The organism is Pseudomonas sp. GW821-FHT02B10, from assembly GCF_059421865.1.
The window spans coordinates 55,239-73,942 of sequence record NZ_JBWKVU010000008.1 but is presented as its reverse complement, the minus strand read 5'-3'; the positions used below and the strand labels follow the sequence as shown (position 1 = coordinate 73,942).

Below are 18,704 nucleotides of genomic sequence, written 5' to 3'. Positions count from 1 at the left end.
GGGCCGTGACTTACACAGAGACAGTTGGAGGGGGAACGTAAACAGGATTGTGCAGGTCGCAAAAAGCATCGCGGGCAAGCCTCGCTCCTACAGAAGCACCACCGTTCTGTAGGAGCGAGGCTTGCCCGCGATAGGTTCCACCCCGTCTGACGGCTTAGCGCACCGCTTCGAACAACCCGGTCGCACCCATGCCACCGCCGACGCACATGGTGACGATGCCGTAGCGCAGGTTGCGCCGTTGCAGTTCCCGCACCAGGTGGCCGACCTGGCGCGAACCGGTCATGCCAAACGGGTGGCCGATGGAGATCGAGCCGCCGTTGACGTTGTACCTGGCGTTGTCGATCTGCAGCCGGTTGCGGCTGTACAGGCATTGCGAGGCGAAGGCCTCGTTCAACTCCCAGAGATCGATGTCGTCCACTTGCAGGCCCTTGGCCTTGAGCAGCTTGGGCACCGAGAACACCGGGCCGATGCCCATTTCGTCCGGCTCGCAACCGGCCACGGTGAAGCCGCGGAAGAACGCCTTGGGCTTGAGCCCCAGCGCCAGGGCTCGCTCCAGGCTCATGACCAGGGTCATGGAGGCGCCATCGGACAATTGCGAGGAGTTGCCGGCGGTCACCGAGCCGTCTTCGGCGAACACCGGCTTCAAACCGGCCAGGCTTTCCAGGGTAGTGTCCGGGCGGTTGCAGTCGTCGCGATCGACCACGCCGTCGAGGATCTGCACCTGGCCGCTGTTCTTGTCCTCGACCCGGTACTTCACCGCCATCGCCACGATCTCGTCGTCGAACAGCCCGGCCGCCTGGGCCGTCGCGGTGCGCTGCTGGCTCTGCAGGGCATACAGGTCCTGCTCCTCGCGACTCACGTTATAACGCCGGGCGACCACCTCGGCAGTCTGGCCCATGGGGAAATAGATGCCCGGCACCTGTTCCTTGAGCAGCGGGTTGATCAGGTTGTCGGTGTTGACGCTTTTCATCGTCAGGCTGATGGACTCGACCCCGCCGGCGACAATGACGTCACTGCAACCGGACGCGATCTGGTTGGCCGCGATGGCGATCGCCTGCAGGCCGGACGAACAGAAACGGTTGAGGGTCATGCCCGCGGTACCGGTGCCCAGGCGCGACAGCACCGCGACGTTGCGCCCGATGTTGTAGCCCTGGGCGCCTTCGTTGGAACCGGCGCCGACGATGCAGTCCTCGACGCTGGCCGGGTCGATACCGTTGCGGCTCAGCAGCGCATTGACACAATGGGCGGCCATGTCATCCGGACGGGTCTGGTTGAACTTGCCGCGAAAGGACTTGGCCAGGCCGGTCCGCACGCTATCGACGATCACCACTTCACGCATGGCATACCTCATTGTTGTTGTCGGTTGTGAGTGGCTCGAGCATAGATCCAGCCCTTGCCCGGCCGCGACGATCATTCATCCGGCGTATGCAAAACCATCGCGGTGCTGGGTTTATCCAGTGACCCGCTCACAACCCGCGGCGGTTATTTCTTGTCCTTCTTGCCTTTCCTGTCCTTTTTCTCGGACTTGTCGAATGCCTCTTCCAGTGCGCGGTTGAGGGTGCGCAGCACCTTGACCCGGGCCCAGCGCTTGTCGTTGGCCTCCACCAGGGTCCAGGCCGCGACCTCGGTGCTGGTGCGGTCGACCATGTCGCCGACGGCGGCGCGGTAGGCATCCCATTTGTCGCGGTTGCGCCAGTCGTCCTCGGTGATCTTGAAACGCTTGAACGGAATATCTTCACGGGCCTGGAAACGCTCCAGCTGGGTCTGCTTGTCGATCGCCAGCCAGAACTTGACCACGATCACCCCGGCGTCCTCGAGCTGCTCCTCGAAGTCGTTGATCTCGCCATAGGCGCGCAACCAGTCCGCCGGGCTGCAAAAGCCCTCGACCCGCTCCACCAGCACCCGGCCGTACCAGGAACGGTCGAACACGGTGAACTTGCCCCGTGCCGGAATATGCCGCCAGAAGCGCCACAGATACGGCTGGGCCCGCTCGTCCTCGGTCGGCGCGGCAATCGGCACGATGCTGTACTGGCGCGGGTCCAGCGCCGCCGCTACCCGGCGAATCGCCCCGCCCTTGCCGGCCGCGTCATTGCCCTCGAAAACCGCCACCAACGCGTGCTTGCGCATGCGCTTGTCGCGCAGCAGGCCGGCCAGGCGCGCCTGCTCGGTAATCAGTTGCTCCTCGTAGTCGTCCTTGTCCAGTTGCTGGCTCATGTCCAGGCTGTCGAGCAGGGTCAACTTGTCGACGGCCTCGCCCAGCGGCGCCACATGGGACTCGACTTCGAGCGTCGGCCGGTTGAGCGCGCTCTGCAGGCCCTCGAGGAGAATCTTGCCCACCGCCAGGCTGCGGTAATGCGGGTCCACGCCTTCGATCACATGCCAGGGCGCGTAGTCGCGGCTGGTGCGGCGTAACACCCGCTCGCCGTATTTGACGAACTTGTCGTAGGTCTCCGACTGCTGCCAGTCCAGCGGGCTGATGCGCCAGCTGTGCAGCGGGTCGTCCTGCAAGGACTTGAGGCGGGCCTTCATCTGTTTCTTGGACAGGTGGAACCAGAACTTGAAGATCAGCGCGCCTTCGTCGCAGAGCATCTTTTCCAGGCGCTCGGCGCCGGCGATGGCCTGGTCGAAACGGCCGTCCTTGAACAGTTCGTGCACCCGTCCCTGCAACATCTGGCTGTACCAGTTGCCGAAAAATACCCCCATGCGGCCCTTGGCCGGGAGCATCCGCCAGTAGCGCCAGGCCGGTGGCCTCGCCAGTTCTTCGTCGGTCTGCTGGTCGAAGGTGCGGACCTCGATCAGGCGTGGGTCCATCCACTCGTTGAGCAGTTTCACCGTCTCGCCCTTGCCGGCGCCTTCGATGCCGTTGATCAATACGATCACCGGAAAACGGGCTTTCTGCTTCAGCTCGAACTGGGCCTCCAGCAGGGCTTCGCGCAGGGCCGGGACTTCGGCATCAAAGGTTTTTTTGTCGATGGCGTGACCGATTTCGGCAGATTCGAACATGAGCGACTCCCTGGCAAGATGGAGCAAGACTAGCGGATCGACCTAGGCTTTGTCGGCCCCGAACATGCTGCTTATTGCCGTGGATCATTACCCGGTGTGTCGATCGGCTAGAATGGCCGCCTTGCCGTTATCGAGCCGAACATGAGCGCCGAATTGCCCCCTCCCCAGCCCCACGCCCAGCTCGACTGGGACGACCAGGGTCGCCCGCGTTCGCGGGTCTTCGACGATGTGTATTTCTCCACCGAGTCGGGCCTGGACGAAACCCGCCATGTGTTTCTCGAACAGAACCGCCTGCGCGAGCGTTTTGCCGCGTTGCCGCCCAGTGGCCGCTTCGTCATCGGCGAAACCGGCTTCGGCACCGGCCTGAACTTTCTCTGCGCCTGGCAGTTGTTCGAACAACAGGCCGACCCCAGCGCACGCCTGCATTTCGTCAGCGTGGAAAAATACCCGCTGACGCCAGCCGACCTGCAGCGCGCCCTGGCCCTGTGGCCGGAGCTGGGGCCGCTGGCCGAGCGCCTGTTGCGCGCCTATGTCGCGGTGCACCAGGGCTTTCAGCGTCTGGTGCTGGACGAAGGCCGGGTCACCCTGACCCTGCTGGTCGGCGATGCCCTGGAGCAATTGCCGCAACTCGACGGGCAGATCGACGCCTGGTTCCTCGACGGCTTCGCCCCGGCGAAAAACCCCGAGATGTGGACCGCCGAGCTGTTCGCCGAACTGGCGCGCCTGGCCGCGCCGGGTTCGAGCATCAGCACCTTCACCAGCACCGGCTGGGTGCGTCGCCTGCTGAATGCCGCGGGCTTCAAGATGAAGCGCACCCCGGGCATTGGCCACAAGTGGGAAGTGCTGCGCGGCGAGTTTCTCGGCTGGCCCGAAGACACGCCGCTGCCTGCCGCCAGCAAGCCCTGGTTCGCCCGCCCGACTCAACAGGTTCAGGAGCAACACGCCCTGGTGATCGGCGCCGGCCTGGCCGGTTGCGCCAGCGCCGCCAGCCTCGCCGCGCGGGGCTGGCGGGTCAGCCTGCTGGAGCGCCACGGGCAACTGGCCCAGGAGGCCTCGGGCAATCCCCAGGGGGTGCTGTACCTGAAACTCTCGGCCCACGGCACCGCCCTGTCGCAGATGATCCTCAGCGGTTTCGGCTACACCCGGCGCCTGCTCGAACAGCTGCAACGGGGCATCGACTGGGACAGCTGCGGCGTGCTGCAACTGGCCTTCAACGCCAAGGAAGCCGAGCGCCAGGCGCAGTTGGCGGCGGCCTTTCCGGCGGAACTGTTGCATCAGCTGGACCAATCCCAGGCCCAGGCCCTGGCCGGCGTCGGCCTGGCCCACGGTGGGCTGTTCTACCCGGAAGGTGGCTGGGTGCATCCGCCGGCCCTGTGCCAGTGGCAAGCCGCGCACCCGCGGATTCGCCTGCTGCCCCACCACGATGTCGTGGAATTGCGCCGGGTCGATGGCCAGTGGCAGGCCTGGGACGGCGAGCGGTTGCTGGCCAGTGCCGAGGTGGTGATCCTCGCCGGCGCCGCCGAGATCAAGCGCTTTGCGGCCAGCGCCGAGCTGCCGCTCAAGCGCATCCGCGGGCAGATCACCCGACTGCCGCAGACCGCGCGCAGCCAGAGCCTGGCCACCGTGGTGTGCGCCGAGGGTTATGTCGCCCCCGCGCGACTGGGCGAACACACCCTGGGTGCCAGTTTCGATTTCAAGAGCGAAGACCTGACACCCACCGCCGCCGAGCATGCGGGCAACCTGCAGATGCTCGAAGAGATCTCCCAGGACCTGGTGGAACGCCTGGAAGCCGACCGGCTGCAAGCGCAAACCCTCGAAGGACGGGCCGCCTTCCGTTGCACCAGCCCGGACTATCTGCCGATCGTCGGTCCCCTGGCGGACCAGGCGGCATTCGCCGAGGTCTACGCGGTGCTGGGCAAGGACGCGCGCCAGGTTCCGGACCTGCCCTGCCCCTGGCTGGACGGCCTGTATATCAACAGCGGCCACGGCTCGCGCGGCTTGATCACCGCGCCGCTGTCGGGCGAGTTGCTGGCCGCCTGGCTGGACAACGAACCGCTGCCCCTGCCGCGCAGCGTGGCCGAGGCCTGTCACCCCAATCGCTTTGCCTTGCGTCGGTTGATTCGCGGCAAGCCATGAAATAAAGCAGCGATGCCAACCGCCCTGGCATCGCTTGGCCATCTCCCGCAAACGCCCACGGGCCCTGCCCGCACGGCAAAACTCCAGGCAGATCAAGGCCTTTGCCCCAGCCCGCAACGCACTTGCGCCCCGCCGCTTATAACCCATCGGTCTAAAACTCCAGGGGATCACCTGGGTCAGTTTCCGGGTACCTGCCGTTTCTGGCAGGTCACGATTCACCCCTCCCCAACGGAAAAACCGGTAAGGACTTATGTGCGGATTAGCTGGAGAACTACGTTTTGATCATCAACCCGCCGACCTGGCAGCGGTTGAACGAATTACCCACCACCTAGCCCCTCGCGGCCCCGACGCCTGGGGTTTCCATAGCCAGGGCCCGATAGCCCTGGGCCATCGACGCCTGAAAATCATGGACCTGTCGGACGGCTCGGCCCAGCCGATGATCGACAACCAGCTGGGCCTGTCCCTGGCCTTCAACGGCGCGATCTACAACTTCCCCGAACTGCGCGCCGAGCTGGAAAGCCTGGGCTACGCCTTTTATTCCGATGGCGACACCGAGGTGCTGCTCAAGGGCTATCACGCCTGGGGCGCCGATCTGCTGCCGCGGCTCAACGGCATGTTCGCCTTCGCCATCTGGGAGCGGGACGCCAAGCGCCTGTTCATCGCCCGCGACCGCCTGGGCGTCAAGCCGCTGTACCTGTCGCGCACCGGCCAGCGCCTGCGTTTCGCCTCGGCCTTGCCGGCGCTGCTCAAGGGCGGCGACATCAACCCGCTGCTCGACCCGGTGGCGCTCAACCATTACCTGAACTTCCATGCCGTGGTGCCGGCGCCGCGCACCCTGCTGGCGGGCATCGAGAAACTGCCGCCGGCCACCTGGATGCGCATCGAAGCCGACGGCCGCACCGAACAGCGAACCTGGTGGACCCTGCCCTACGGCCCGCGCACCGATGAAACCGGGCTGACCCTGGAAGACTGGCGCGACCAGGTACTCGACGGCACCCGCGAAGCCGTGGCGATCCGCCAACGGGCGGCAGTGGATGTCGGCGTGCTGCTGTCCGGCGGCGTCGATTCGAGCCTGCTGGTCGGCCTGCTGCGGGAAGTCGGGGTGGATAACCTGTCGACCTTCTCCATCGGCTTCCAGGATGCCGGCGGCGAACGCGGCGACGAGTTCCAGTATTCGGACCTGATCGCCCAACACTACGGCACCGATCACCATCAGTTGCGCATCGACGAGCGCGAAATCATCGAACAGCTGCCGGCGGCGTTCCGCGCCATGAGCGAACCCATGGTCAGCCACGATTGCATCGCCTTCTACCTGCTATCCCGGGAAGTCGCCAGGCACTGCAAGGTGGTGCAGAGCGGCCAGGGCGCCGACGAACTGTTCGCCGGTTACCACTGGTACCCGCAGGTGGAGGGAGCCAGCGATCCCTACGCGGCCTACCGCGAGGCGTTCTTCGACCGCAGCTACGACGACTATGCGGCCACCGTGCAGCCGCAGTGGCTGACCGCCAACGACGCCGCCGGCGATTTCGTGCGCGAGCATTTCGCCCAGCCCGGCGCCGCCGAGCCTGTGGATAAAGCCCTGCGCCTGGACAGCACGGTGATGCTGGTCGACGACCCGGTCAAGCGTGTGGATAACATGACCATGGCCTGGGGCCTGGAGGCACGCACGCCGTTCCTCGACTACCGGCTGGTGGAGCTGTCGGCGCGGGTGCCGGCCCGGTTCAAGCTGCCCGATGGCGGCAAGCAGGTGCTCAAGGAAGCCGCGCGGCTGGTGATCCCCAGCACGGTGATCGACCGCAAGAAAGGCTACTTCCCGGTGCCCGGCCTCAAGCACCTGCAGGGCGCCACCCTGGACTGGGTACGTGAACTGCTGCTCGACCCGAGCCAGGACCGCGGCCTGTTCAACCCGGCGATGCTCGACCGCCTGCTGACCGATCCACAAGGCCAGCTGACGCCGTTGCACGGCTCCAAGCTGTGGCAACTGGCGGCGCTGAACCTGTGGCTCAGCGAACAAGGAATCTGACCATGAAACCCCATGCCACGGCTTACAGCCAACGCTTGTTGCGCGGTCAGGCGCCCTCCTACGAGCGTCTGCAGGCGCGTTTCGCCGAAGACCGCAGCGCCCTCGGCACCGACCCGATTGCCGTGCATTGCGGCTGGGGCCGGCTGCTGATCGGCCATACCTTTCCCGACCCGACGAGCCTGGCCGAGGAGCTGCTCAACGAACACCCCGGCGAACGCGACATCGCCCTGTATGTCGCCGCCCCCCAGCAGATCCTCGGCCTGGAACCGACCCAGTTGTTCCTCGACCCCTCGGACACCCTGCGCCTGTGGTTCAGCGACTACCGCCAGGCCACCCGGGTGTTTCGCGGCTTCCGCATCCGTCGGGCGCAGAACGCGGCGGACTGGCAGGCCATCAACCAGCTGTACCTGGCCCGCAACATGCTGCCGGTCGACCCGAGCCTGCTGACCCCGCGCCATGCCGGCGGGCCGGTGTACTGGCTGGCCGAAGACGAAGACAACGGCGCGGTGATCGGCAGCGTCATGGGCCTGGACCACCAGAAGGCCTTCCACGATCCGGAGCACGGCAGCAGCCTGTGGTGCCTGGCGGTGGACCCGCATTGCACCCGCCCGGGGGTCGGCGAAGTGCTGGTCCGGCACCTGATCGAACACTTCATGAGCCGTGGCCTGAGCTACCTCGACCTGTCGGTGCTGCACGACAATCGCCAGGCCAAGTGCCTGTACGCCAAGCTGGGTTTCCGCACGCTGTCGACCTTCGCCATCAAGCGCAAGAACGGCATCAACCAGCCGCTGTTCCTCGGCCCCGGGCCCGAGGCGCAGTTCAACCCTTACGCGCGGATCATCGTCGAGGAAGCCCATCGCCGCGGCATCGACGTGCAGGTCGACGACGCCGAAGCCGGGATGTTCACCCTCAGCCATGGCGGCCGCCGGGTGCGTTGCCGTGAATCCCTCAGCGACCTGACCAGCGCCATCAGCATGAGCCTGTGCCAGGACAAGAGCCTGACCCACAAGGTACTGAAACAGGCCGGGCTGAACCTGCCGGCGCAACAACTCGCGGGCAACGCCGACGACAACCTGGCGTTTCTCGACGAGCATGAACGGGTGGTGGTCAAGCCGCTCGACGGGGAACAAGGCCAAGGTGTGGCCGTGGATCTGCGCACCATCGAAGAAGTGCAACAGGCGATCGACAACGCCCGGCGGTTCGACAGCCGGGTGTTGCTCGAGAGCTTCCACGAGGGCCTGGACCTGCGCGTCCTGGTGATCGGCTTCGAGGTGGTCGCCGCGGCCATTCGCCGGCCGGCCGAGGTGATCGGCGACGGCCAGCACTCCATCGGCGAGCTGATCGAAGCGCAAAGCCGGCGTCGCCAGGCCGCCACCGGCGGCGAAAGCAAGATCCCCCTGGACCACGAAACCCAGCGCACCCTGCAGGCCGCCGGGCACGGCTACGACAGCATCCTGGCGGCCGGCGAACGGCTGTTCGTGCGGCGCACCGCCAACCTGCATACCGGCGGCACCCTGGAAGATGTCACCGCGATTCTGCATCCAGAATTGGTGGACGCCGCGATCCGCGCGGCGCGGGCGCTGGATATCCCGATGGTCGGCCTCGACCTGATGGTGCCGGCGGCGGACCAGCCGCAGTACGTGTTCATCGAGGCCAACGAGCGCGCCGGCCTGGCCAACCATGAACCGCAGCCGACGGCCGAGCGCTTTGTCGACCTGTTGTTTCCCCACAGCCAGCCGGCGATCTGAAAGCCTTGTGCTGACCGTCGCGGCCTCATCGCGGGCAAGCCTCGCTCCTACAGGGATCGCCGCCTTGCTCGCGATGCCTTTTCATCATCAGGAGTTTCCATGACCCGATCGATTCCCGAACCGGACCTCAACTACCTGCAGAAAGTCCTCCTGGAAATGCTCGCCATTCCCAGCCCCACCGGCTTCACCGACACCATCGTGCGTTACGTGGCCGAGCGCCTGGAAGAACTGGGCATTCCCTTCGAGTTGACCCGCCGCGGCACCATTCGCGCCACCCTCAAGGGGCAGAAGAACAGCCCGGACCGCGCCGTCTCGGCGCACCTGGACACCATCGGCGCCAGCGTGCGCGCAGTGAAAGACAACGGCCGCCTGACCCTGGCCCCGGTCGGCTGCTGGTCCAGCCGTTTCGCCGAGGGCAGCCGGGTCAGCCTGTTCACCGACAACGGCGTATTGCGTGGCAGCGTGTTGCCGCTGATGGCCTCCGGGCACGCCTTCAACACCGCGGTGGACGAGATGCCCATCAGTTGGGACCACATCGAATTGCGCCTGGACGCCTACTGCACCACCCGCGCCGACTGCGAGTCGCTGGGCATCGGCGTCGGCGATTTCGTCGCGTTCGATCCCTTGCCGGAGTTCACCGAAAGCGGCCATATCAGCGCCCGCCACCTCGACGACAAGGCAGGGGTCGCGGCGCTGCTGGCCGCGCTCAAGGCCATCGTCGACAGCGGCGAGCCACTGATGATCGACTGCCATCCGCTGTTCACCATCACCGAAGAGACCGGCAGCGGCGCGGCGGCGGCCCTGCCCTGGGACGTCAGCGAATTCGTCGGCATCGACATCGCCCCGGTCGCCCCCGGCCAGCACTCCAGCGAGCACTCGGTGAGCGTGGCCATGCAGGACTCCGGCGGGCCTTACGACTATCACCTGTCGCGCCATCTGCTGCGCCTGGCCACGGAACACGAACTGCCGGTACGCCGCGACCTGTTCCGCTACTACTTCAGCGATGCCCATTCGGCGGTCACCGCCGGCCACGATATCCGTACCGCCCTGCTGGCCTTCGGTTGCGACGCCACCCACGGCTACGAGCGCACCCATATCGACAGCCTGGCGGCCCTCAGCCGCCTGCTGGGCGCCTACATTCTCAGCCCGCCGGTGTTCGCCAGCGACGCACAGCCGGCCCAGGGTTCCCTGGACCGTTTCAGCCATCAACTGGAACACGACACACAAATGGAAAGCGACACCCGGGTGCCGTCGGTGGACAGCCTGGTGGGGCAAAAGCCCTGAGGTGAAAAGCCCCCGCTTCCACTGTAGGAGCGAGCTTGCTCGCGATAGAGCGCAAAGCGCTGAACTCTCGCCCCACACGTACTCACAGGTAAATACGCAGGGCCCTCAAGGCGAGCGCTGCGCGCTCATCGCGAGCAAGCTCGCTCCTACAGATGATCGGCATTACGGCCCCGTGCGAGGTTTGCCTAGCCGCGCGGGGCCCGGCGCAGTAGGATCCGGGATTGTTTGCCGGAGGCCCGTATGCTGATTCCCCATGACCAACTAGAAGTCGACACCCTGACCCGCCTGATCGAAGACTTCGTCACCCGCGACGGCACCGACAATGGCGACGACACCCCGCTGGAAACCCGCGTCCTGCGCGTGCGCCAGGCGCTGACCAAGGGCCAGGCGGTGATCGTCTTCGACCCGGACAGCGAGCAGTGCCAGTTGATGCTCAAGCACGATGTGCCCAAGGAATTGTTCGACTGATTCCCGCCCGGGACCGGGCGCCATCGCGGCGCCCGCAACCCGCCAGTTCCTAACCGTTGGTAAAGCGCGGCCCGAACAGAATGATGCTCGCGCCGATCACGCACAGCGCCACCCCCAGCCAGTCCGAACTCAGCGGCCGTACCCGCTCCACCATACCCAGCCAGCCGATCGAGGCGATGATGTAGATCCCGCCGTACGCCGCATAGGCGCGGCCAGCGTAGCTCGCCTCGATCTTGGTCAGCAACAGGGCGAAGAGCATCAGGCTCGCCAGCGCCGGGACCATCCACCAGGCGCTTTTGCCCTGGCGCAGCCACATCCAGAAGGCGTAGCAGCCGGCGATCTCGAACAGCGCGGCGAGGAAGAACCACAGGTAATTGAGCATGCAAGGTCTCGTCAGGGATGCCAGATGCTGGCAACCCTAACGACGCGCCGGGGCAGGAGCAAGCTCAGCTGGCGTTTTGCTTGGCCTTGGCGCGCATCTTGTCGGCCATGAGGGTCATTTCGTCGTACAGCAACTGCGGGTTCTTCTGCTTCAGGGCCCAGGCCATGCGCCCCTGTTCGTGGGGCAGGATCATGAATTCGCCGGCGGCGACCCGGGTGTAGATGTAGTCGGCGATGTCCGCCGCGCTGATCGGCGAGCTTTCCAGCAGCTTGCCGACCTGGGCCTTCATCGCCGGGGTCGGGCCACGGAACGAATCCAGCAGGTTGGTCTGGAAGAACGACGGGCATACCACGTGCACGCCGATCTCCTGCTGGGCCAGTTCGATCAACAGGCTTTCGGACAGGGCCACCACGCCGGCCTTGGCCACGTTGTAGTTGCTCATCGCCGGGCCCTGCATCAAGGCCGCCATCGAGGCGATATTGATGATCCGGCCCTTGCTCTTTTCCAGCAGCGGCAGGAACGCCTTGCAGCCCTTGACCACGCCCATCAGGTTGATCGCGATCTGCCAGTCCCAGTCCTCCAGGGACAATTCGCTGAAGAAGCCGCCGGAGGCCACGCCGGCATTATTGACGATCACATCGATGCCGCCGAGCTTGACTTCACAGGCCTGGGCGAAGGCGGTCAACTGGCTGTAGTCACGCACGTCGCAACGTTGCACGAAGCCATCGCCGCCGGCTTCGCGTACCAGCCTGAGGGTTTCCTGCAGGCCGGGTTCGCTGACATCCGACAACGCCAGCTGCCAGCCTTCGCGCGCCCAACGCAGAGCGATTTCGCGACCCAGGCCGGATCCGGCGCCAGTGATCATCATGCGATTTTGCATAGGAGTTGCCTTGTTGTTCCGGGGAAGATGAGGCGAGTGTAGCGAAGGATTTTGTGCCGCCCACGCACCATCAGATTGCTGAATGCCCCAGGCAAACCGGGGCCTCGGTGCAACTTCCCGCGGTGTTGCACGTTCAACTCGATGGCCACCGGCAGCAGGTACGAAAAGAAATAGGCCTGCGTTAAAAAAGCATTAAAAAAACTTGGAATCATCCTTCAAGGCACAGAGTCCGAATGATTAAGCGGTACGGATTAATTGCCTTCGAGTCCAGCCGCGCCTTCGATCCTCCAATAAGGAAAACGACATGGGCACAATCCTGATCATTATTCTGATTCTTCTGCTGATCGGTGGTCTTCCAGTGTTCCCGCACTCCAGAAGCTGGGGTTATGGCCCGTCCGGCATCATCGGTGTGGTGCTGGTGGTGTTGCTGGTTCTCCTGTTACTGGGCCGGATATAGATTTCGCCAGTTCATGTCCGGCACTTTAATAACCGTCAAAAAAAAGAGGCCCGAGGGCCTCTTTTTCATTAGCGCAATGAATCAGTCCGGCGTGCCGTGCACCACGCCCGCGGTGTTATCCAACAGGCTCTTGGTAGCGGTTTGCAGGAAAGCTTCCAGCTTGTGCTTCAACTCGGCGGTACGCGGTGCGTCCGGCACCACTTCGGCATGCGGATTGGCGCCCAGTTCGTACTGGTAGATCTTCGGCGCCATTTCCTTCTCGCGCGGCAGAACCAGGATCTGGTCGGCGGTGACGATGGCCGTGGTCTGCTCGCTGCCCGACGGCTTGATCACGCCAAAGCCGGTGTCGCCTTCCGGCAGGTTGAGCAGGTCGCGGCCCCAGCACTGGTGACGCACTTCGCCACCGAGGCGGCCCATGATGGTCGGCACGATATCGACCTGGGTGCCCACGGTGTGGTTGCGCTGGCCGAATTTTTCCTGGATGCCCGGAGCGATCATCAGCATCGGCACGTTGAAGCGGCCCAGGTCCATTTCGGTGATCTGGCGCTCGTTGCCAAAACCATGGTCACCCACGATCACGAACAGCGTCTCCTTGAAGTACGGCTCCTTGCGCGCCTTCTCGAAGAACTGGCCAAGGGCCCAGTCGGAATAACGCATGGCGGTCAGGTGTTCGTTCAGGCTGCCACGGTCGGTCACCTTCTCCACCGGCAATGGCGTCGGCAAGGCGTACGGGGTGTGGTTGGACAGGGTCTGCAGCAGGGCATAGAACGGCTTGCCGTTTTCCCGCGCCTTCAACTCTTCCAGGCCACGGTTGAACATGTCCTGGTCGGATACGCCCCAGGTCGGATCAGAGAACACCGGATCGACGAAGTCGTTGCGACCGACGAAGTTGGTCATGCCCTGGTTGCTGAAGAAGCCCGACTGGTTGTCCCAGGCGAAATCGCCGTTGTAGACATACACGTCGTCATACTTGCGGGCGCTCAGCACCTGCGGCAGGCCGGACAGCTTGTGGCTGCCTTCCGGGGTCTGCATCAGGTATTCGAAACCCGGCAGGTTGGGGAAGCAGGCCATGGTGGCGAACATGCCCTGGTGGGTATGGGTGCCGTTGGAGAAGAAGCGGTCGAACAGCAGGCCTTCCTTGGACAGTTGGTCCAGGTACGGGGTGATATTGCCTGGAGCGCCCAGGGCACCCACCGAGTGACCGGCCATGCTTTCCATCAGGATCACGACCACGTTCTTGATCGGCAGGGTCTTGTCGGCCGGTGGCGTGTAGTCGCGGCGCACGGCGGCGATATCGGCGTCCACCAGCTTGTCGTCCGGCATCACCAGCAGGTCGCGCACCACTTGCTGCGCCTCGGGCTGCGGCAGGGTGGCTTTCCAGATATTGCTGCGGTCCTCGCCCATCCGGCTCTTGGCCGCCTCGACCAGCGACAGCGTGCCGTTGAGGCCCAGCTGGTTGGCGAAGTTCGATTCGGTGGTGTAGACGTCACCCCAGCGCAGTGGCGGGCCCTGGCGCAGGGTGCCGCGGGCGGCGACCACGCAGACCAGCAGGCAGACCACGAAGACGCCGATACGGGCGTACCACGGGGCGACCTGCCGGGTGCCGATGCTGCCGCCGCTGAACGGGCCACGCGGCCGGGTCGCGCGGTCGGCGCCCTTGAACGCCAGGCTCAGCAGCCAGGTGCCGACCGCCCAGGCCAGCAGGTAGCGCACCACCGGGAAGCCGTACCAGAGCATGCTCATCACGGTTTTCGGGTCTTCCTTCACATACTGGAAGACCAGGCCGTTGAGGCGCTGGTGGAACTCGCGGTAGAAGTCCATCTCCATCAGGCCGAGGAACAGCGCGATGCTCGAAACGATGGTCAGCCAGAAGCGGAAGAAACCGCGAGCTGCCATGGCCCGGGCACTGAACAGCGCCAGCAGCAGCGGGATGCTGAGGTAGACCACCAGGCGCACATCGAAGCGCAGGCCGTTGGCGAAGGCTTCAAGGAAGGTCGAGGCCGGTGTGTCGAGGATCATCTCGCGGTTGTAGACCAGCAGCGCCACGCGCAGCAAAGACAGCATGACCATCATGGCCAGCGCGCAGAGCAGCGTATAAGCCAGATGCGATTTGACGGTCGGTTGCAGCAGGCGACTCGAGGCTCGCTGCTGACTCAGGACGTCCGGGTTTGCCATATCGTTTTAGGACCCAATGGAAGTTGAAGTTGCGAAAAGAATGCAGCTGCGCTTTGCCCTCTTGTAGCCATTCAGGGCTGGGGGGATGGCGCGGTGCGCAAATGTTGCACGATCAGCAGCGGCATTGCCATTGATTACTGGCAGGCGCCCTCCCCTGGCCGGCAATGGCCCAGAGCCAGGGATCGCAATCGGAGATCGCACGGGAGCAGCGGAAAAACAGCGCTGGCGAATTGTCATGGAGACTTTGTGAAAATTTCGTGCAGCGCATATTTGGTCACATAAAAAAGGGCCTGGCGGCCCCTTTTGAACCCCACGCCAGCCTTCAGAGCCGTACGTTGCCGCGCGGCCCGGCAATCGCCCAGATGATCAGGCCCAGCACCGGCAACAGGATGATCAGCAACACCCAGAGGATTTTCATCCCGGTTTCGGCACTGCTTTTAAGCACATTGATGATCGCCCAGATGTCCAGCGCGAGGATGATCAGTCCAACCAGCGTATTGAAAGTGGAACCCATGGTGTCGCTCCTAAATGAGGGCTTGCCCACTTAGGATAGTCGGCCGGCAGCGGGGTTCCTTTTTATTGCCTGCGCGGTCGGCTGTGGCCCGCGGCTCAGACGTGAACCGCGACCTTGAGCGCTTCCAGGGACGGCGCGGCGGCAATGCCGGCTTCGGCGCACAGCTCCAGCACCCGCGGCACGTCGTTGCCGTAGACCAGCACCACTTGCAGCTCGTCGTCCAGCAACTGGCTGAAGTTCATCAGCACGTAACCGCCGTTTTCCGGGTTCATGCTGCCCATCTGGATCTGGATGCGGTTGAGCGCGGTCAGGGCCTCGGTCTTGGCCAGTTGCTTGGGCTTGATATTGAACGCCACGCCCGGGCCGAAAGACGCGACGATCTGCGCGAACAGGTCCATGTAGGTGTCGGCCTGGAACAGCACGGTGTCCGGCAGGCTGCCGACCACCACCCATTCGCCCAGCGGGATCGGGAAGCTGTCGTCGTAGTTGATGTCCGGATTGGCGGCCAGGAAGGCCTGGGGATCGGCGTAGGCCTGGGCGGCCTCGTCGGCGATCCGCAGGATTTCTTCTTCGCCCATGCAGCCGGAGCTGATTTTAGTGATGAGTTCGGCGAGGACGTTTTTCATGGGCGAATCCTGTTACGGGTCAATGGCGGGCGCGCAGGATAGCCTAAACCCGGCCCGCGAACCTACCGCCGCGCCCCAGGCATGGCCCTGGCCCGACGGTATGCGCCGTTCAGCTCAGCCCAGCAACTTCTGCAATTGCGCGGTGGTGTCGACGGCGCCCATGGTCTTCGCCGCGTCCAGTGCGCTCACGCCATTGGCGTCGGTGGCCCGCGGGTTGGCGCCCTTGCCGATGAGGTAGTCGACGATTTCCGTGCGGTTGAACATCGCCGCCATCATCAGCGCGGTACGCCCGTCGAAGGACGAGCCTTCCACCTCGGCACCGCCTTCCACCAGCGCCTTGACCACCGCCAGGTCGCCCTTGAAGGCCGCGCCGGCGATCGGGCTCTGGCCGTTGTCGTTACGGATCTCGGGGTCGGCCTTGTGCTTGAGCAGCACCTGCACCGCGTCCACATGCCCGTAGTAGCTGGCCAGCATCAGCAGGGTGTCGCCCTTGTGATTGCGCAGGTTGACCGGCAGACCGCTGCTCGCCAGCTTGTCGAGCATCTGGGCGTCGCCTTGACGTGCGACGTTGAAGACCTGCTCGGTAAACTCGGCGGCTTCTTCTGCGGTCATCTGGCGGCTTTTGTCTGACATCGGGAACTCCACTTTCGGCCAATCGGAAAGCCGCTAGTGTCCCCAAGCGGCTCCCGCCCTGTCATCCCTTTTTTCTCAAGAGCGGCCATAGCCAGAATCAATAACGGTGCCGACCGGCACAAATATCCGCCAGGACCGCCTCCGTCACCCGGACATAGGTCGCCGACCCCGGCAACCAGGCGTACACCGGATCGCCGCCGGTTTTCGACGGGTCGAAGGCTTCTTCCTTGAGCCGGGTCTTCTGGTACTTGAAGGTGCCGGTGGTCTCCATCTTCACCTTGACCCGCAGGAACAGCGGCACCGCGTAGCCCGGCAGATGCTCGCGGACGAACTGCAACAGCTCGGTGAAATCCAGGGTCGCCAGGGATTCGGCCGGGGTGATCGCCGCCATCCCGGCACGACCGTTGGTGTTGTGCACCTCCACGCCATAGGCCACCGCCTCGGCGACCTGCGGATGTTGCAGGAGGATGTTCTCCACCTCGGTGGTGGAGACGTTTTCGCCCTTCCAGCGATAGGTATCGCCCAGGCGATCGATGAACTGCGCATGGCCAAAACCGATATCGCGCAGCAGGTCGCCGGTATTGAAGTAACGGTCGCCCTTCTCGAACACGTCGGTGAGGATCACCTTCAGGTTCTTTTCCGGCTCGGTATAGCCGTCCAGCGGTGCCTTGTCGTCGATCTTCGCCAGCAGCAGGCCTTGCCCACCCTTGGCGACCTTCTGCATGAAGCCGGAACCGTTGCGGATCGGCGCGCAGGTGTCGTGGGCATACTCCACCAGCGCCCAGGGCGCCAGGGAAAAACCCACGGTATTGTCGAAGTTGAGCACGTTGGTAAAGCCGATATTGCCGTCGCTGGCGGCATACAGCTCACAGATATGCTCGATGCCGAAACGCTGCTTGAACGGCCCCCACACGCCGGGGCGCAGGCCGTTGCCGACCATCTTCACCACGCTGTTGTCACGGTCGTGCTCGCAGGCAGGCTGGTCAACCAGGTAACGGCACAGCTCGCCCACATAACCAATGGTGGTGGCCTTGAACCGGCGGGCGTCTTCCCAGAACCGGCTGGCGCTGAACTTGCGGCGAATGGCGAAGCCCGAGGCGCCGCTGATGGCCGAGCCCCAGCACACGCACAACCCGGTGGCGTGATACAGCGGCAAGGTGCAGTACAGGATATCGGCCGGCTGCATGTCGAGGGCGATCATGCCGAAGCTGGCCGAGCTGCGCATCCAGCGGCCGTGCTTGAAAATACCGGCCTTGGGCAGCCCGGTGGTGCCGGAGGTGTAGATATAGAAGCACGGATCGTCGAGGTAGATCCGCGCGGTACTTGGTGGGTTGGACGATTCACTGGCGGCGCTGGCGGTCATCAGGTCGATGCAACCGGCAGGCGTTGGCCCGGACGCCACCTCCGGATCGGCGACGAACCAGGTGCGCGCCTCGTCGATGGCGACCTGATCGCGAATCGCCGAATAGGCATCCAGCAGTTCGCCGCCGACGATCATCGCTACCGGCTTCACCAGGTTCACGCTGTGCACCAGTACACTGCCGGTCTGCGCGGTATTGAGCATGGCGCAGATACCGCCGAGCTTGGCCACCGCCAGCACGCTCACCAGCAACTCGGGACGGTTCTCGACGAAGATCGCCACCACGTCGCCCTTGCCGATGCCCTGGCTCGCCAGGTAATGGGCGATCCGGTTGGCCCACTGATTGGCCTGTGCATAACTCAACACCCGGTCGCCGTACAGCAGCGCCGGGCCGTCGGGGTTGCGTTGGGTGGCCTGCTCGAAGGTCCAGCCCAGCCCGCAGGGCTGATCGGCGCGCTTGACGTTGGCTATCTGCATGCCCTTGATGACCCGCGGCAACGCCCGGGCGATGGAGGGCAACTTCCGTAGCATCATGCCCCAGGTGATCATGTCGTGCTGATGAGTGCTCATGACGGCTCCTGTTCGACGCAAAAGGATCCTGCACGGGGCCAGGCCGGGCAGGCGGACAAGGGTCGATGGGGCTATTCAGCTGGGGCCCGAGGGCGGGCCGCGACGGCAAATAGGAGAAACAGGGGGCGTGCTATTGGCAGTAACGCAGAGCATGGCGTTCATGGATGACGTCCTATTTTCTTATTATCAGGCGCCCATGATCCAAGGGATCACGGCGCATGACTGTCCATGTCGGTGAAACGTCTGATTGACCTGTACAGCCCGGAACATCAGGGTTTTGGCTTGTGCAAAGAGTCTGCGCCAAGCTTGTCGCTGGCAAAAAAATACGTCAGCGCTTCCTGGCCTGTACATGGAGTTTTTGCAAAGTTTTGTATCTCCTCCGCGCCGCCAGGTGCCTCGCGCTTGAGGGCCGGGCTTGCCGGCTGAATCTTTTGCGTGAACCGGC

15 protein-coding genes are annotated in these 18,704 nt (G+C 64.4%); 6 read left to right on the top strand and 9 right to left on the bottom strand.

Going from position 1 to position 18,704, the window contains the following annotated elements; genetic code table 11:
* Window positions 1–154: 154 nt before the first annotated feature.
* Window positions 155–1,339, bottom strand: coding sequence for a thiolase family protein (locus tag AC07VU_RS18205; protein ID WP_495030216.1), 1,185 nt, complete (start codon window positions 1,337–1,339; stop codon window positions 155–157).
* 143 nt (window positions 1,340–1,482) lie between these two features.
* Window positions 1,483–3,003, bottom strand: a complete 1,521-nt coding sequence (pap, locus tag AC07VU_RS18200; protein WP_053262201.1) for a polyphosphate:AMP phosphotransferase — start codon at window positions 3,001–3,003, stop codon at window positions 1,483–1,485.
* Between the two features lie 153 nt (window positions 3,004–3,156).
* On the opposite strand from pap, the gene mnmC reads away from it, so the two are divergent.
* The 5 genes from mnmC to AC07VU_RS18175 all read left to right on the top strand — a co-directional run bounded on the left by mnmC (window position 3,157) and on the right by AC07VU_RS18175 (window position 10,662).
* The gene (gene mnmC / locus AC07VU_RS18195) at window positions 3,157–5,139 is read left to right on the top strand and encodes a bifunctional tRNA (5-methylaminomethyl-2-thiouridine)(34)-methyltransferase MnmC2/FAD-dependent 5-carboxymethylaminomethyl-2-thiouridine(34) oxidoreductase MnmC1 (protein ID WP_274306834.1); all 1,983 of its coding nucleotides are present in this window, start codon (window positions 3,157–3,159) and stop codon (window positions 5,137–5,139) included.
* A gap of 250 nt (window positions 5,140–5,389) precedes the next feature.
* Window positions 5,390–7,162, top strand: coding sequence for an N-acetylglutaminylglutamine amidotransferase (locus AC07VU_RS18190; protein WP_495030215.1), 1,773 nt, complete (start codon window positions 5,390–5,392; stop codon window positions 7,160–7,162).
* 2 nt (window positions 7,163–7,164) lie between these two features.
* A complete protein-coding gene (ngg, locus tag AC07VU_RS18185) occupies window positions 7,165–8,910 on the top strand; it encodes an N-acetylglutaminylglutamine synthetase (protein ID WP_495030214.1) in 1,746 nt (581 codons plus the stop codon).
* A gap of 99 nt (window positions 8,911–9,009) precedes the next feature.
* Window positions 9,010–10,194, top strand: a complete 1,185-nt coding sequence (locus AC07VU_RS18180; protein ID WP_495030213.1) for an osmoprotectant NAGGN system M42 family peptidase — start codon at window positions 9,010–9,012, stop codon at window positions 10,192–10,194.
* Window positions 10,195–10,434: 240 nt separating this feature from the next.
* Window positions 10,435–10,662 (top strand): YheU family protein, encoded by a 228-nt coding sequence (locus AC07VU_RS18175; RefSeq protein ID WP_007932245.1) that lies wholly within the window; start codon window positions 10,435–10,437, stop codon window positions 10,660–10,662.
* A 49-nt stretch (window positions 10,663–10,711) separates the two neighbouring features.
* On the opposite strand, the gene AC07VU_RS18170 is transcribed toward AC07VU_RS18175, so the two are convergent.
* Window positions 10,712–11,044 (bottom strand): YnfA family protein, encoded by a 333-nt coding sequence (locus AC07VU_RS18170; protein ID WP_007932246.1) that lies wholly within the window; start codon window positions 11,042–11,044, stop codon window positions 10,712–10,714.
* Window positions 11,045–11,108: 64 nt separating this feature from the next.
* Window positions 11,109–11,924 carry an SDR family oxidoreductase gene (locus tag AC07VU_RS18165; RefSeq protein WP_007932248.1) on the bottom strand — a complete coding sequence of 272 codons (816 nt, stop codon included), beginning with the start codon at window positions 11,922–11,924 and terminating at the stop codon, window positions 11,109–11,111.
* 304 nt (window positions 11,925–12,228) lie between these two features.
* On the opposite strand from AC07VU_RS18165, the gene AC07VU_RS18160 reads away from it, so the two are divergent.
* Entirely contained in the window at window positions 12,229–12,381 is a 153-nt protein-coding gene (locus AC07VU_RS18160; protein WP_003226960.1) for a DUF3309 family protein, read from the top strand.
* 81 nt (window positions 12,382–12,462) lie between these two features.
* On the opposite strand, the gene AC07VU_RS18155 is transcribed toward AC07VU_RS18160, so the two are convergent.
* The 5 genes from AC07VU_RS18155 to AC07VU_RS18135 all read right to left on the bottom strand — a co-directional run bounded on the left by AC07VU_RS18155 (window position 12,463) and on the right by AC07VU_RS18135 (window position 18,259).
* A complete protein-coding gene (locus AC07VU_RS18155) occupies window positions 12,463–14,556 on the bottom strand; it encodes an LTA synthase family protein (protein WP_053262207.1) in 2,094 nt (697 codons plus the stop codon).
* Window positions 14,557–14,878: 322 nt separating this feature from the next.
* A complete protein-coding gene (locus AC07VU_RS18150; RefSeq protein ID WP_007932252.1) occupies window positions 14,879–15,070 on the bottom strand; it encodes a PLDc N-terminal domain-containing protein in 192 nt (63 codons plus the stop codon).
* A 95-nt stretch (window positions 15,071–15,165) separates the two neighbouring features.
* Window positions 15,166–15,696: a hypothetical protein gene (locus tag AC07VU_RS18145; protein WP_062825031.1), complete on the bottom strand. Its 531-nt coding sequence runs from the start codon at window positions 15,694–15,696 to the stop codon at window positions 15,166–15,168.
* Window positions 15,697–15,810: 114 nt separating this feature from the next.
* Complete coding sequence (locus AC07VU_RS18140) at window positions 15,811–16,329, bottom strand: ankyrin repeat domain-containing protein (protein WP_009045037.1); 519 nt, start codon at window positions 16,327–16,329, stop codon at window positions 15,811–15,813.
* Between the two features lie 97 nt (window positions 16,330–16,426).
* The gene (locus tag AC07VU_RS18135) at window positions 16,427–18,259 is read right to left on the bottom strand and encodes a long-chain-acyl-CoA synthetase (RefSeq protein WP_277589390.1); all 1,833 of its coding nucleotides are present in this window, start codon (window positions 18,257–18,259) and stop codon (window positions 16,427–16,429) included.
* Window positions 18,260–18,704: the final 445 nt, after the last annotated feature.